We start from the raw sequence: 14632 nt of genomic DNA on the forward strand, positions 1-14632 counted from the left end.
AAGGGGGAGAACATGTCCGTGGTGCACAGGGTGCAGAACAGGATGCTCGAGGTCCTCGCGGAGGACGACGGGATGTCGACGGCGGAGTACGCCATCGGCACCATCGCGGCCGCGGCGTTCGGGGCGGTGCTCTACACGGTGGTGACGGGCGACTCGATCGTCTCGGCCCTCACCGGGATCATCGATCGGGCGCTGCAGACCACGGTCTGAGCGGGGACGCCGGGGCGGTGACCGTCGAAGCGGCACTCGCCATCGCCGCCATCGTGGCGGTGGTGGTGCTGTGCGTGGGGGCGCTGGTGACGGTCACCGCGCACATCCGTTGTGTCGACGCGGCGCGGGAAGGCGCGCGGCTGTTCGCGCTGGGGGATTCCGATGCCGTCGTCGCTGCCCGTCGGGTCGCGCCCGCCGACGCCGAGGTGACGGTGGCGCGGGACGGGGACTGGGTGACGGTGCGGGTCGAGGCCGCGTCGCCGCTGCCCGGAGTCGAGGTCGCCGCCGTGGCGGTGGCGGTGGTCGAGCCCGAGGCGGACCCGCCGTGAGCGAGGGGGATCGCGGGTCTGCCTCGGTGATCGGGGCGTTCGTGGTGCTGTCGCTGGTGATGGTCACCGCGACGGTGATGTGGGTGGGGGCAGCCGTCGCGGCACGGCATCGTGTGCAGGCGGCTGCGGACCTCGCCGCGCTGGCCGGGGCCGCGGCCCTGGTCGAGGGGGACGCGGCGGGGTGCGCGGCGGCGCGGGCCGTGGGTGACCGCATGGGTGCGGTGCTCGCGACCTGCGTCGCCGAGGGGTGGGATCTCGAGGTGCGGTTCCGGGTGACCGTGCGGCTGGGGCGGTTCGGGGTCCGGGAGGCGGTCGCGGTGGCGCGGGCGGGGCCGGTGGAGTGAGGGGCCCTTTCCGCTGATGGTGCCTGCAGCTGCGGATGGTGCACTGCACCGTCCGCGAGAGCAGGAACGGTCAGCGGGAAGGCCGGAGGGGTCGCAGGCCACGCAGCAGCAACACGCCCATGCCGATGGTCCAGACGTTCAGGCTGTCCAGGGCCACCCGCTCGCTGAGTCCGGCTCCGAGCCCCCACGTGCCGGGGGTGAGGAAGGCGGCGCCGCCGATCACGGCGGCCGCGGTACAGGCGACGGTCAGAGCCCGTGCTCGCCGGTCACGTCCGAGTGCGCCCGTGGCGAGGACGATCATGCCGGCGACCTGCAGCGCCCAGTGCGTCTGCGCGGCGAGGTTGTGCGCGGCGGGGGAGACGTCCATCGGCAGGAAGCCGACGGCGCTCGTGGCGAGTCCGGACACCGCGACGAGGACCCACCCGACCCGATCCCGCCCGGCGGCCTGCGGAGCCAGGACGGCGGCTCCGGCCGCGGTGAGGGCGCCGACCGCGACGAAGGTGGCGTTCATGACCGCATGGTCGGGGGAGCAGTACTCCGTGCAGGTCGTCGCGCCGAGCGCACTGATGACGTCGTCACGCCAGCTGTACGGGGTGGGCCAGGACCTGGCCACCAGGACCCGGGCCGGCCAGTAGAGGACGGTGGCCACCCAGAGAGCGGCGACGGTGCGGCGCAGACGCATGGCCAGGACGGTAGACAGCCCTACCGGAACTGCGCATAGTGAGGGGCAGGATCCTGCGACGGGGACGTGGGACGACACGACGGGGGCAGGTCATGGCACGCGGTGGAGGACTGGTCGAGAGCGCGCGAGCGAGGGTGCGCTGGGCCGCGGTGCACGGGGTGGTGCGCTTCTTCGCGCAGCGCGGAATCAAGCTGGGTGACCCCCAGGCCAAGTTGATCGCCGATCCCGCCACGCGCGCGAATCCGGGCGTCGTCTATCAGGAGATTCGCGAGCGCGGACCGTTGGTCAAGGGGCGAGTGGCCTACCTGACCGTCGACCACGGACTTATCTTCGATCTGCTGCGGTCGGACGACTACCGCACCGTCGTCGTGGGCGGCAACCTGCCGGGTCCGCTGAAGGCGGTCGAGCGTCGCACGCGATCCGGTGCGTTGCACCCGTTGGCGCCGCCGTCGCTGCTGTCCGTCGAGCCGCCGTCGCACACCCGGTACCGCAAGCTCGTGTCGTCGGTCTTCACGGCGCGAGCGGTCAACAAGATGCGGGACGACGTCCAGCGCGTCGCGGACACCTTGCTCGACGAGTTGGTGGCGAGTGGAGCCACCACCGTGGACATCGTGCCCGCGTACTGCGCCAAACTGCCGGTCGCCGTCATCAGCGACATCCTCGGGGTGCCGGAGAGCGAGCAGAAGCGGGTACTCGAGTTCGGCGAGTTGGCCGCACCGAGCCTCGACGTGGGTCTGACCTGGCCGCAGTTCCGCCAGGTGGAGACGGGTCTGCAGGGCTTCGACGCGTGGCTGTCCGACCACATCGCCGAGCTTCGGAAGAACCCCGGCGACGATCTGATGAGCCAGCTCATCTCGGCGTCCGAGGACGGCGTCTTCCTGAACGACCGCGAACTCCGCGCGACGGCCGGTCTGGTTCTCGCTGCCGGCTTCGAGACGACGGTCAATCTGCTCGGCAGCGGAATCGACCTCCTCGTCCGTCATCCCGATCAGTTGGAGCGGCTGCGGCACGATCCCTCGTTGTGGGCCAACGCGGTCGACGAGATGCTGCGGATGGAGTCCCCGGTGCAGATGACCGCGCGGGTGGCCAAGCAGAACCTCGAGCTGGCGGGCAAACGTCTCGCCCCGGGAAGTCTCGTGGTGTGCGTGCTCGCGGGCGGCAACCGCGACCCGAAGGTGTTCGAGAACCCCGACCGCTTCGACGTGGCGCGGCCCAACGCCAACAAGCATCTCTCGTTCTCGGGTGGCCGGCACTTCTGCCTCGGTGCGGCGCTGGCCCGGGCGGAGAGCGAGGTGGCACTGCGCACTCTGTTCGATCGGTTCCCACACCTCACCACCGTGGGCGCCGGCACTCGGCGGGACACCCGTGTGCTGCACGGATATTCGTCGCTCCCCGTCTCGTTGGGCGAGCCGGCGACGGTGGACGCCTAGTCCGTCAGCTCGCCCAGCACGGCGTCGAGCACGCGGACCGCACCGTCCTTGTCCAACGGGTCGTTGCCGTTGCCGCACTTCGGGGACTGCACACACGATGGACAACCGGACCGGCATTCGCAGGACGCGATGGCGTCCCGCGTCGCAGCCAGCCAGGTCGCGAGCACCGCGTGTCCCCGATCGGCGAAGCCCGCCCCACCGTCGTATCCGTCGTAGACGAACACGGTGGGCAGGCCGGTGTCGCCGTGCAGCGCGGTGGACACACCACCGATGTCCCACCGGTCGCACGTGGCCACCAGCGGGAGCATGCCGATGGCGGCGTGCTCGGCGGCGTGCAGAGATCCCGGCACGCGCTCCGGTCCGACGCCGGCGCGGGCGAGCAGTTCCGGCGTGATCGTGTACATCGCCGCGCGGGTGTGCAGGGTCTGGACCGGCATGTCGAGTTCGACGGAGTCGAGGATCTCTCCGGACGGCAGCCGCCGGAGGTAACCGACCACCTGGTGGCTGACCTGCACACGGGTCAGCGCCACGTCGACCTCGCCGTGCCGCCGGTGCTCGAGGTAGTCCTCGACGACGATCTCGGTGACCTCGCGGGCCGACGTCGTCCAGTCGGGTTCCTCCGGGTGCACGACGGCGACGTGGTCGTCGAAGTCGAGCGTGTCGACGACGAACGACTCGCCCTGATGAATGTGCACCGCGCCCGGATGGGCGGTGGCGGGGGCGCGGCCGGCGTCGACGGTGCCCAGCATGCGGCCGGTGGTCCCGTCGACGATCGCGATCTGTGAGCCGATGCCGCCGCGGATGTCGATCTCGCCGTGCGGCGGGGTGTCGGAGGTGACGTACCACCCGTGCGGTCGACGTCGGAGGTCGCCGTCCGCCGCCAGGCGGTGGGCGACGTCCTCGGCGTTCCACTCGGCGATCTCGTCGTCGGACAGCGGCAGTTCCGATGCAGCGCAGAGCAATTGGGGCCCGAGCACGTAGGGGTTGGTGGGATCGGTGACGGTCGCCTCGATCGGTTTGTCCAGCAACGCCGACGGATGGTGGACCAGGTACGTGTCCAACGGGTCGTCCCGCCCGACCAGCACCACGAGGGATCCCTGGCCGCGGCGTCCGGAGCGACCGGCCTGCTGCCAGAACGAGGCGACGGTGCCGGGGAAGCCGGCGACGACGACCGCGTCGAGGCCGGCGATGTCGACGCCGAGCTCCAGTGCGTTGGTGGTGGCCACGCCGAGCAGTCGTCCGTCGGAGAGGGCGCGCTCGAGGGCGCGTCGGTCCTCGGCCAGGTACCCGGCCCGGTACGCCGCGATGCGGCCCGGCAGGTCCGGGTCGACGTCGGCGAGGAGCCGCGACGTCCCCAGGGCGGTGAGTTCCGCGCCGCGTCGCGATCGGACGAAGGTGAGCGTGCGGGCGCCCTCGACCACGAGGTCGGCCATGATGCGAGCGGCCTCGGACCCGGCGGCGCGGCGCACCGGGGCGCCGTTCTCGCCCGTCACGTCCAGCAGCGGCGGCTCCCACAACGCGACGGTGCGCGGGCCGTGCGGGGAGCCGTCCTCGGTGATCTCGACGCAGGGCGCACCGATCAACCGGCTCGCCGCGGCACCGGGTGCCGAGGCGGTGGCGCTGGCCAGCACGAACGTCGGGTCCGCGCCGTACCGGGCGGCGATCCGCCGCAGTCGACGCATGACCAGGGCGACGTGCGAGCCGAAGACGCCCCGATAGGAATGGCACTCGTCGACCACGACGTAGGCCAGGTTGCGGAAGAAGTGCGCCCACCGACGATGGCCCTGCAGCAGCGACAGATGCAGCATGTCCGGATTGGTGAAGATCCAGCGGGAGTTCGCGCGCGCCCAGCGGCGGACCTCGACGGGAGTGTCGCCGTCGTAATCGCTCGGCGCGATGTCGGGAAGGCCCGCCTGCGCGAGCGTGTCCGTCATGTCCACGGCGGCCCGGAGCTGATCGGATCCGAGCGCCTTGGTGGGGGCCAGGTACAACGCGGTGGCGCGTGGGTTCTCGGACAACGTCGAGAGAATGGGCATGCGATAACCCAGCGACTTACCCGAGGCGGTTCCCGTGGAGACGACGACGTGCCGGCCGGATTTCGCGAGCGTCGCCGCGTCGGCCTGATGGCTCCACGGTGCGGGAATGCCGCAGTCGACGAACGTGCGCACGATCCGGGCATCGAGCCACTCCGGCCACGGTGCCGTTCGGGCGTCGCGACCGGGCAGTTCGACCGCGTGGGTCAGCGGCGATTCGCCCGTCGGCGTTCCCGCCAGAGCGCGGTCCAACAACGCGCCACCGAAGCTGGTGGCGGACGTGTCGACGGTGGCGCTCAACTGTTCCGTCCTGTTCTCTGCTGCCCGTGGGGATGCAGGTCGAATGCTAGGTGCGAGCACCGACGGCGGGCCCCGACAAGGTTTACGAACTTGTTGCGCGCGACTGTCGCGTGCGGACGCGCGACGTGGTTCACTGTTCTCGGTCGCAGCTTCTGTGTTCGTGTTCACGCTCGCAGGATCTATTGTTGCGAGCGCGGTGCGTGAAGCTCCACCCTCCGGGGGGAATCACGACGGCGGTCGGAACCGGCCCGGTGAACTGTAAGTGCCGTTCACCGCATCCGGTGGTCAAGAAGAAGGATAGACAAGCATGGCACAGGGAACTGTGAAGTGGTTCAACGCCGAAAAGGGCTTCGGCTTCATCGCACCCGAGGACGGCTCCGCTGACGTCTTCGTCCACTACTCCGAGATCCAGGGCAGCGGCTTCCGCACCCTCGAGGAGAACCAGCGCGTGGAGTTCGAGGTCGGCCAGGGCACCAAGGGCCCCCAGGCCACGGGCGTCCGCGCAGTCTGATCCTCGGATCGGATCCACGCACGACACGCGAATCCCCCGTCACCCGTTCAGGGTGGCGGGGGATTCGTCCGTCCGGGGGTCGCTCGTCGTCCCGCGGCCACGGCGTCGGTGACCTACTGTCGCGACTGTGAGTCAGTTGTCCTTCTTCTCCGCCGAGTCGACGCCGCCCGCGGTGGACGACCTCGCGGGGTTGTTGGCTGCTCCGGGCCAGGTGGTGATCGTCGGGGGCGGCGCGCGAGTGTCCGTCGTCGTCGATCGGCCGTGGCGGGCGCACGCGATCGCGGACATGATCGCCGACTGCGGGCTCACGCCCGAGATCGCGGACACCGACGAGGGCCATCCACTGGTGCGGTCCGTCCCGACTCCCGACCTGATGCCGACGGCACGGTCCTGGACCCGCGGGGCGGTCAAGGCGGTACCCGCCGGCTGGACGCCCGGACCGCGGGCCCTGCGCGTGTGGGCGTTGGCGTCGGGACGGCTCGCCGCGGACGGGTCCCGCTTCGCGTTCGGCCTGGACCCGCACGCACCGGACACACACCCCGTCCTGGCGGAGTCGTTGATGCGCGTCGGTATCGCACCGACGCTGGCCGGCGCCCGCGGATCGACCCCGGAACTGCGCGTCACGGGTCGGCGGCGGCTCGGGCGACTGGTCGACACGGTGGGCGAGGCGCCGCCGGGTGTGATGGAGTGGCCGACGGCACCGTGACTGCGGCCACGGCGCCGTGGCAGTCGCCGACGCCCGCGTCGATCGCGCCGAAACGGCGGATCGGTGCACGTGTGTCACTCTGTATGGTGTCGACCTCGAGCGGTTCGAGGCGTCGACCGTGGTTGGAAGGGGTCTCGTCCGGCGAGGCCAGGAAGGTTCGGCAGCACGTGGCAGCAGGGGACAAGTCGACGGGGTCGTCGTCCGGCGGCGTCCGTCGTCTGGTGATCGTCGAGTCGCCCACCAAGGCCCGCAAGATCGCGCCCTACCTGGGCAAGGACTACGTGGTCGAGGCGTCGGTGGGTCATATTCGCGACCTTCCACGCGGCGCCGCGGACGTGCCGGCCAAGTACAAGGGCGAGTCGTGGGCGCGCCTCGGTGTCGACGTCGATCACGACTTCGAGCCGCTCTACGTCGTCAGCCCCGAGAAGAAGGGGAAGGTCAGCGAGCTCAAGTCGCTCCTGAAGGACGCCGACGAGCTCTACCTCGCCACCGACCCCGACCGTGAGGGCGAGGCCATCGCCTGGCACCTCCTCGAGACGCTCAAGCCGAAGGTGCCCGTCCGCCGGATGGTCTTCCACGAGATCACCAAGCCGGCCATCCTCGCCGCGGCCGACGACACTCGCGAACTCGACACCGACCTCGTCGACGCGCAGGAGACGCGCCGCATCCTCGACCGCCTCTACGGGTACGAGGTGTCGCCGGTCCTGTGGAAGAAGGTCATGCCGAAGCTGTCGGCGGGCCGCGTGCAGTCGGTCGCGACGCGCGTCATCGTGCAGCGCGAGCGCGAGCGCATGGCGTTCCGGTCGGCCGAGTACTGGGACATCTCGGCCCAGCTCGACGCCGGTGCCGAGGCCACCCCTCGGGCGTTCGGCGCCCGGTTGGTGTCCGTCGACGGTGCCCGCGTGGCGACGGGCCGCGACTTCGGTGCCGACGGCAAGCTGAAGTCCGAGAACGTGACGGTGCTCGACGAAGCCCATGCCCGTCGTCTCGCCGAGGCGCTCGACGGCGTCGATCTCACCGTCGCCTCGGCCGAGTCGAAGCCGTACACGCGTCGCCCGTACCCGCCGTTCATGACGTCGACGCTGCAGCAGGAAGCCGGGCGCAAGCTCCGCATGTCCTCCGAGCGCACCATGCGGATCGCGCAGCGACTGTACGAGAACGGCTACATCACCTACATGCGTACCGACTCGACGAACCTGTCGGCGTCGGCCATCGATGCTGCCCGTCGTCAGGCCACCGAGCTGTACGGCCCCGAGTACGTCCACGACTCCCCGCGGCAGTACACCCGCAAGGTGAAGAACGCGCAGGAGGCGCACGAGGCCATCCGTCCCGCCGGTGACTCCTTCGCCACGCCGGGCCAGCTGCACAGCTCGCTCGACACGGACGAGTTCCGTCTCTACGAGCTGATCTGGCAGCGCACCGTCGCGTCGCAGATGGCGGACGCGCGCGGAACCACACTGTCGCTGCGCATCTCGGGAACCGCCGGTACCGGCGAGGACTGCACCTTCTCCGCGTCGGGGCGGACGATCACGTTCCCGGGCTTCCTCAAGGCCTACGTCGAGAGCGTCGACGATCAGGCCGGCGGCCAGTCCGACGACGCCGAATCCCGCTTGCCCGTCCTGGAGAAGGGGCAGGCGGTCACCGCCACGGGCCTCGATCCCGACGGACACACCACCAATCCGCCCGCTCGCTTCACCGAGGCGTCGCTCATCAAGACGCTCGAAGAGCTGGGAATCGGTCGCCCGTCGACGTACTCGTCGATCATCAAGACCATCCTCGACCGCGGCTACGTCTACAAGCGCGGCAGTGCGCTGGTCCCGTCCTGGGTCGCGTTCGCCGTGATCGGCTTGCTGGAGGCACATTTCGGCCGTCTGGTGGACTTCGACTTCACCGCCGGCATGGAGGACGATCTCGACGCGATCGCCGACGGACGCGAGCGCCGCGGAAACTGGTTGAGCGCGTTCTACTTCGGTGGTGACACCGGTGTCGAGGGTTCGGTGGCCCGCTCGGGTGGTCTGAAGAAGATGGTGGGCACCAACCTCGAGGACATCGACGCCCGCGAGATCAACTCCATTCGGTTGTTCGACGACGCCGAGGGGCGCGAGATCCACGTGCGTGTGGGCCGGTACGGGCCGTACCTCGAGCGCATGGTGCAGAACCCCGACGATCCCGACGGCGACCCGATCTCCCAGCGCGCCAACCTGCCCGACGATCTGCCGCCGGACGAGTTGACCGTCGAGTACGCCGAGAAGCTGTTCTCGACGCCGCAGGAGGGTCGCAAGCTGGGCGTCGATCCGGCCAGCGGACACGAGATCGTCGCCAAGGAGGGTCGTTTCGGTCCGTACGTCACCGAGATCGTCCCCGAGGAGCCCGAGCCCGTCCCGGACATCGTTCCGGTGGAACGTGGCTCGGACGGTGGCGGCGGAACGGCCGTGGCGACCAAGGCGAAGGCGCCGGCCAAGAAGGCCGCGAAGAAGGCGGCGGCCGTCAAGCCGCGCACCGGTTCGCTCCTGAAGTCGATGGACCTCGCGACCGTCACGCTCGAGGACGCGCTCAAGCTGCTGTCGCTGCCGCGCATGGTGGGTGTCGATCCCGAGTCCAAGGAGGAGATCACCGCCCAGAACGGCCGCTACGGCCCGTACCTGAAGAAGGGCACGGACTCGCGGTCGCTGGCGACCGAGGAGCAGATCTTCACCGTCACGCTCGACGAGGCGCTGAAGATCTACGCGGAGCCGAAGCGCCGTGGACGGCAGGGTGCGGCCACGCCGCCGCTGCGCGAACTCGGGGTCGACACGGTGAGCGAGAAGCCGATGGTGATCAAGGACGGTCGCTTCGGCCCGTACGTCACCGACGGTGAGACCAACGCGAGCCTGCGCAAGGGTGACGAGGTCGCCACGATCACGGACGAGCGGGCGATGGAGCTGCTCGCCGACCGTCGCGCGCGCGGTCCGGTGAAGAAGAAGGCCACCAAGAAGGCGGCGACGAAGACCGCGGCCAAGAAGACGGCCGCCAAGACCGCGGCGAAGAAGGCTCCGGCGAAGAAGGCGGCCGCCACGAAGACGACCGCCAAGAAGACCACCGCCAAGAAGGTGCCGGCCAAGAAGACCGCCGCGGCGAAGTCCACGGCGTCGGAGGCCACGGACGGCTGATCGGCCGACCCGAGTACGGCGTAAGGTCGGCCCATGGCCGGAGGACTGGTTGCCCTGCTCGACGACGTCGCCGCGCTCGCGCGCCTGGCCGCGGCGTCCATCGACGACGTCGGTGCCGCCACCGGAAAGGCCACGGCGAAGGCCGCGGGTGTCGTCATCGACGACACCGCGGTCACTCCCCAGTACGTCCGCGGTCTGGCGGCGGAGCGGGAACTGCCGATCGTCAAGCGCATCGCGATCGGTTCGCTGCGCAACAAGCTGATCATCATCCTGCCGATCGCGCTGCTGCTCAGTCAGTTCCTGCCGTGGCTGCTCACCCCGATCCTCATGGTCGGCGGCGCGTACCTGAGTTACGAAGCAGTGCACAAGATCTGGGGTGCGCTCAGCGGTCACGGCGCGCACGATCACGAGGAGGACGGGCCGCGGGACGAGGACACCGTCGTCGCCGGAGCGGTCCGCACCGACCTCATCCTCTCGGCCGAGATCATGGTCATCGCCCTCGACACCATCGCCTCCGAGGGCTTCTGGTCCCGGTTGATCATTCTCGCCGTCGTCGCCGTGGTGATCACCGTGGTGGTCTACGGCGTCGTCGGGCTGATCGTGAAGATGGACGACATCGGTCTCCGTCTCGCCGACACGTCGTCGGGCATCGCGCAGACCGTCGGACGCGGACTGGTCCGTGGGATGCCGAAGGTCATGAGCGTGCTCTCCGTGGTCGGTACCGCCGCGATGCTGTGGGTCGGCGGCCACATCCTGCTGGTCGGCATCGACGAGCTCGGCTTCCACCCGCTGTACGACCTGGTGCATCACGCCGAGGAGGCGGTGCACGGTGTCGGCGGGATCGGCGGTGTCCTCGCCTGGATCGTCAACACCCTGTTCTCGGCGCTGCTGGGGCTCCTCGTCGGGTCGATCGTGGTGGCCGTCCTGGCCGGCATCGCGCGCCTGCGCGGCCGTCGGTCGGGGAGTGTCGGAGCGGAGCACTAGGCTCGCCGTCATGGCGGGAGTGTTCGATCGGCTGGTCGGCCAGCACGAGGTGGTGGCCGAGCTGACGGACGCGGCGCACGCTGCCCGTGAGGGCGACATCGGGTCGCGCATGACGCATTCGTGGCTCTTCACCGGGCCGCCCGGCTCGGGCCGGTCCATCGCCGCGGTGTGCTTCGCCGCCGCGCTGCAGTGCACCGATCCGGACGTCGTCGGCTGCGGCCGTTGCCGCGCCTGCACCACCACCCTGCACGGAACGCATGGCGACGTGCGCCGCATCGTGCCGCAGGGTCTGTCCATCTCGGTCAAGGAGATGCGCGACGTCGTGCAGATGGCCGCGCGTCGTCCGTCGACCGGGCTGTGGCAGATCGTCGTGATCGAGGACGCGGACCGGCTCGGTGAGCGGGCCTACAACGCCCTGCTGAAAGCGGTCGAGGAACCGCCCGCGCGGACCATCTTCCTGCTGTGCGCGCCGTCGGTGGATCCGGAGGACATCGCCGTCACCATTCGCTCGCGGTGCCGGCACGTCGCGCTGGTCACCCCCAAGCCGGACGACATCGCGCGCGTCCTGCGCGAGAACGACGGGCTGGACGAGAAGACGGCTGCGTGGGCGGCGTCCGTTGGGGGCGGGCACGTCGGCCGGGCGCGGCGGTTGGCGACGGACGCCGACGCGCGCGACCGGCGCCAGCGGGCCCTGGGTATCGCCAAGGCCGCGCTGCGGCCGGCCACCCAGTACGCCGTCGTCGAGGAACTGGTGAAGGCCGCCGAACTCGACGCGGTCGAGCTCAACGCGGCACGCGACGAGCAGGAGACCGAGGAGCTGCGCACCGCTCTCGGCGCGGGCGGCACCGGTAAGGGTGCGGCCGGCGCGCTCCGTGGCTCGGCGGGTGTGCTCAAGGAGCTCGAGGCGCGGCAGAAGTCCCGCCGGACCCGCACCGGCCGTGACGCGTTGGACCGGGCACTCATCGACCTCGCGGGTCTCTACCGGGACGCGCTGGCCCAGTCCTTCGGTGCCGAGTCCACGCTCACCCACCCCGACATGGTCGATCAGGCGCGGGGGTTGGCGTCGGTGTGCTCGGCGGAGTCGCTGCTGACCTGTATCGAAGCGATCCTGCGGTGCCGGGAGGCGCTCGAGATGAACGTCAAGCCCAAGTTCGCGGTCGACGCCATGGTGGCCACCCTGGGCGCGGCGGCCAGGTAGGGGCCCGTTTTGGTGGTGACCGGGGCGAGTGGTTAGACTCGTCCCGGCTCCTCGCGGGGCCGCGCCGCCTTAGCTCAGTCGGTAGAGCATTTCACTCGTAATGAAAAGGTCAAGAGTTCGATTCTCTTAGGCGGCTCCACAACGTACTCTGATCAGCGGTTATGCGATTCGCATGGCCGCTTTTTCAGCTCCGGGTGCGCCCGAATGAAGTGCCGTAGGTCCATGGAGTACATGCCAGCACTGCCCTGACCAGCAAGTATTCGGAACCGACTTTTTCATTTGGACTGTTAAGGTCGCCGGTCTCGGTGGCTCTGACCTGCGCATTCAGTCTCGATGACACGAGGGTGACACGATCCGTAACGGGACCCGTTGGGGTGCGGACGTGCGCGGACTCACGGTGGTCCGATGTGGCGGTGCACCGCTGCCGTGCCGGATCCGTGCGACGTTGTTCGAGAGCGTTCGCCGCCGAGGACGCACCCACTTGTTCTGCCTGTCGTTGGAGGACGCCGCCAACGAGTGCGGCGCCCTGGTCACCGCGTTGACTGTCGCTGTCACCGACGCCCTGGTCGATCGGGCCACCGCCACCCCCGCGGAAGGATCGTTGCCGGCGGGGCGGCTGCGGGTGCCGGCGACGTACGCCCTCGACGAAGCCGCGAATGTGGTGCGGTGGCGGCAGTTGCCGAACCGGTGCATCCACTTCGGTTCCCGCGGAATCACCGTCACCACCATCCTGCAGTCCTGGTCCCAAGGAGAGGAATGCTTCGGTCAGGGCGGGATGAAGAAGCTGTGGGGCGCGTCGACGATCCGCGTGTACGGCGGCGGCGGATCCACCGACGACGGCCGGTTTCTCGAGAACACCTCCGCCGCCCTCGGTGATCACTGGGAGATGAGCCAGACCGTCTCCACCAACTCCTCCGGGCGGTCGAGCTCGCAGCAACGGCAGAAGATCCGCACCCTGCCCGCGGATGCTCTCGAAGCGATGCCCGCGGGGCGGGCGATCCTGCGCGCCGCGAAATGCCTACCGGCGCTGATCGAGACGATGCCCTGGTACACCGGACCGTTCGCCGATGCCGTCGCCGCCGCCCGGGTCCGTGCCGGCCAGGACCCCGTCGTGTATTCCAACGCCGACGATCCTGATCCGGCGAACGCGACATCGCTGCTCCCACAGCCGCAGAAACACTCAGTTGCAGCGCGGCGGACTGACGCGGCGGTGGCCTCGTGAGCGACGAGTTCGACCCGGGCTCCGACATGGACGGAGCCTGGTCGGCCGATGCATCACCAGCCGACAGCGATCGAAACGAGCTGCAAGACAGTCTCGCCGGCGACGAGGCGGGCGGGGCGGGTGAGCGGGCCGATTCCGATGCTCGGGGCCCGTATTACCCGAACGCGTACCGCTTCTTCGCCGAGTTCCTCGCACCCGCGTACCGGCGCAAGACCATCGACCACCCGGCGATGCGGTGGTGCCCGAGCTGGTTCCTGCACCCCGAAGCCCGCGCCCGAGTCGACGCCCTGTGGCGGGCATGGGAGTACCTACGGCTCGATCCGGCCACCGGGATGAGCGTGTGGTGGAAGGACCACGCCGATCACCACATGTCGAGACTGCTGTCCCCGGACGGCACCTTCAAGGACTGCACCCCCGACCACCGGCAGGTGCACCCGCTCCCGAGCATCGCCATTCCCGACGAGCTGCTGGCGCTCCACACTGCCGATTCACCCGTGTCCCCTGCCTGACGGCACCTTCACCTCCTAGAAAAATCCGCAACCCCCTGAACCGAGGAGCACTCATGGCGGAGCTTGACCCGGTTTCCCGGACAGTTCGGGTTGGGTGTTCAGGCCACGTCTGAGGTGACCCGTCGATGGTAGGCGTGTTCGTAATCCACTGGCGAGGAGTAGCCGATCCCGGAGTGCCGGCGGTGCGGGTTGTACCAGGCTTCGATCCATTCGAAGATCGCGGAGGCGAGCTGATCTCGGGTGTCCCATGATCGGGTGTCGAGCAGCTCGCGTTGCATCGTCGACCAGAACGATTCCATCATCGTGTTGTCGACGCTCGAGGCCACCCGACCCATCGACCCGAGCAGTCCTGCCGTGCGCAGTCGTTGGCCGAAAACCCAGCTGGTGTACTGAGATCCGCGGTCCGAGTGCATGATCGTCCCGGCCTCCGGGTGGCGTCGCCACAGCGCCATCTGCAGTGCATCCACGACGAGGTCGGTACGCATGTGATCGGCGATCGACCACCCCACGATGCGCCGGGAGAACGTGTCGAGGACCCCGCAGCAGTACACCTTGCCCGTGCCGGTGGGGTGTTCTGTGATGTCGGTGCACCAGATCTGATCGGGCCGCTCGGCGACGAACCGGCGGGCCACGAGATCGTCGTGCACCGCTGGTGCGGGTCGGCGGCGACGCTTGTGTCGGGCACCGATACCGGCGAGACCGAGAATGCGCATCACCCGTGCAACACGCTTGCGTCCTACGCGAACACCTGCACCGAGGCGCAGTTCGGCGTGCACCCGCGGCGCGCCGTAGCACCCTCGTGAGCCTTCGTGGATATCACGGATGCTGTTGGCCAACAGTGCATCCGACATATCACGCATGGACGGTGGTCGATGTCGCCAGTCGTAGAATCCGGATCTCGACACCTCGAGGGTCCGGCAGGTCACCGCGACGGGAAAGCCGTCCGCAGCCAATTCGTGGACCAGCCGGAACCCTATTTTGGGAGGATGTTCTCCCGAGCGAAATACGCACTCGCACGCTTGAGT

The 14632-nt window shown here is 69.4% G+C and carries 14 protein-coding genes and 1 tRNA gene; 12 read left to right on the top strand and 3 right to left on the bottom strand.

The features are described 5' to 3' along the window. Positions 1–12: 12 nt before the first annotated feature. The 3 genes from RC2_RS16670 to RC2_RS16680 are packed head-to-tail and all read left to right on the top strand — an operon-like array spanning position 13 to position 883. The gene (locus tag RC2_RS16670; RefSeq protein WP_068103971.1) at positions 13–210 is read left to right on the top strand and encodes a DUF4244 domain-containing protein; all 198 of its coding nucleotides are present in this window, start codon (positions 13–15) and stop codon (positions 208–210) included. Between the two features lie 17 nt (positions 211–227). Continuing rightward, positions 228–539: a TadE family type IV pilus minor pilin gene (locus tag RC2_RS16675; protein ID WP_174552342.1), complete on the top strand. Its 312-nt coding sequence runs from the start codon at positions 228–230 to the stop codon at positions 537–539. Then, positions 536–883: an Rv3654c family TadE-like protein gene (locus tag RC2_RS16680; protein ID WP_072681649.1), complete on the top strand. Its 348-nt coding sequence runs from the start codon at positions 536–538 to the stop codon at positions 881–883. The genes RC2_RS16675 and RC2_RS16680 overlap by 4 nt, the downstream gene beginning before the upstream one ends. Positions 884–953: 70 nt before the next feature. On the opposite strand, the gene RC2_RS16685 is transcribed toward RC2_RS16680, so the two are convergent. Further along, a complete protein-coding gene (locus RC2_RS16685; RefSeq protein WP_068153328.1) occupies positions 954–1565 on the bottom strand; it encodes a DUF998 domain-containing protein in 612 nt (203 codons plus the stop codon). A 92-nt stretch (positions 1566–1657) separates the two neighbouring features. Here RC2_RS16685 and RC2_RS16690 point away from each other — a divergent pair, with 92 nt between their 5' ends. Continuing rightward, entirely contained in the window at positions 1658–2995 is a 1338-nt protein-coding gene (locus RC2_RS16690; RefSeq protein WP_068153325.1) for a cytochrome P450, read from the top strand. Here RC2_RS16690 and RC2_RS16695 read toward each other — a convergent pair. Beyond that, positions 2992–5328: a DEAD/DEAH box helicase gene (locus RC2_RS16695; RefSeq protein WP_072681651.1), complete on the bottom strand. Its 2337-nt coding sequence runs from the start codon at positions 5326–5328 to the stop codon at positions 2992–2994. The genes RC2_RS16690 and RC2_RS16695 overlap by 4 nt on opposite strands. 307 nt (positions 5329–5635) lie before the next feature. Here RC2_RS16695 and RC2_RS16700 point away from each other — a divergent pair, with 307 nt between their 5' ends. The 8 genes from RC2_RS16700 to RC2_RS16735 all read left to right on the top strand — a co-directional run bounded on the left by RC2_RS16700 (position 5636) and on the right by RC2_RS16735 (position 13607). Then, positions 5636–5839, top strand: coding sequence for a cold-shock protein (locus RC2_RS16700; RefSeq protein ID WP_005248460.1), 204 nt, complete (start codon positions 5636–5638; stop codon positions 5837–5839). 127 nt (positions 5840–5966) lie between these two features. Then, positions 5967–6545, top strand: coding sequence for a hypothetical protein (locus tag RC2_RS16705; RefSeq protein ID WP_068153319.1), 579 nt, complete (start codon positions 5967–5969; stop codon positions 6543–6545). Positions 6546–6712: 167 nt separating this feature from the next. Further along, entirely contained in the window at positions 6713–9694 is a 2982-nt protein-coding gene (gene topA, locus RC2_RS16710) for a type I DNA topoisomerase (protein ID WP_068153334.1), read from the top strand. A gap of 33 nt (positions 9695–9727) precedes the next feature. Then, the gene (locus RC2_RS16715) at positions 9728–10678 is read left to right on the top strand and encodes a DUF808 domain-containing protein (RefSeq protein ID WP_068153317.1); all 951 of its coding nucleotides are present in this window, start codon (positions 9728–9730) and stop codon (positions 10676–10678) included. Between the two features lie 10 nt (positions 10679–10688). Then, entirely contained in the window at positions 10689–11876 is a 1188-nt protein-coding gene (locus RC2_RS16720) for a DNA polymerase III subunit delta' (RefSeq protein ID WP_068153314.1), read from the top strand. Positions 11877–11939: 63 nt separating this feature from the next. Further along, positions 11940–12015: transfer RNA gene (locus tag RC2_RS16725), tRNA-Thr, on the top strand. A 243-nt stretch (positions 12016–12258) separates the two neighbouring features. Continuing rightward, positions 12259–13098 carry a type IV secretory system conjugative DNA transfer family protein gene (locus tag RC2_RS16730; RefSeq protein WP_068153311.1) on the top strand — a complete coding sequence of 280 codons (840 nt, stop codon included), beginning with the start codon at positions 12259–12261 and terminating at the stop codon, positions 13096–13098. Further along, entirely contained in the window at positions 13095–13607 is a 513-nt protein-coding gene (locus tag RC2_RS16735) for a DUF4913 domain-containing protein (RefSeq protein ID WP_245811158.1), read from the top strand. Before RC2_RS16730 ends, RC2_RS16735 begins: the two co-directional genes overlap by 4 nt. Positions 13608–13705: 98 nt before the next feature. Here RC2_RS16735 and RC2_RS16740 read toward each other — a convergent pair whose 3' ends face one another. Continuing rightward, positions 13706–14584: an IS3 family transposase gene (locus RC2_RS16740; protein ID WP_369406140.1), complete on the bottom strand. Its 879-nt coding sequence runs from the start codon at positions 14582–14584 to the stop codon at positions 13706–13708. Between the last annotated feature and the right edge of the window lie 48 nt (positions 14585–14632).

Source organism: Rhodococcoides corynebacterioides NBRC 14404 (assembly GCF_001894765.1).
Taxonomy (GTDB): Bacteria; Actinomycetota; Actinomycetes; order Mycobacteriales; family Mycobacteriaceae; genus Rhodococcoides; species Rhodococcoides corynebacterioides.

What these genes read in the sequence shown, in the direction of transcription:
- RC2_RS16670 (WP_068103971.1), top strand. Translation starts at nt 13, where the DNA reads ATGTCCGTGGTGCACAGGGTGCAGAACAGGATGCTCGAGGTCCTCGCG.
- RC2_RS16685 (WP_068153328.1), bottom strand. Translation starts at nt 1,565, where the DNA reads ATGCGTCTGCGCCGCACCGTCGCCGCTCTCTGGGTGGCCACCGTCCTC.
- RC2_RS16690 (WP_068153325.1), top strand. Translation starts at nt 1,658, where the DNA reads ATGGCACGCGGTGGAGGACTGGTCGAGAGCGCGCGAGCGAGGGTGCGC.
- RC2_RS16700 (WP_005248460.1), top strand. Translation starts at nt 5,636, where the DNA reads ATGGCACAGGGAACTGTGAAGTGGTTCAACGCCGAAAAGGGCTTCGGC.
- RC2_RS16715 (WP_068153317.1), top strand. Translation starts at nt 9,728, where the DNA reads ATGGCCGGAGGACTGGTTGCCCTGCTCGACGACGTCGCCGCGCTCGCG.
- RC2_RS16720 (WP_068153314.1), top strand. Translation starts at nt 10,689, where the DNA reads ATGGCGGGAGTGTTCGATCGGCTGGTCGGCCAGCACGAGGTGGTGGCC.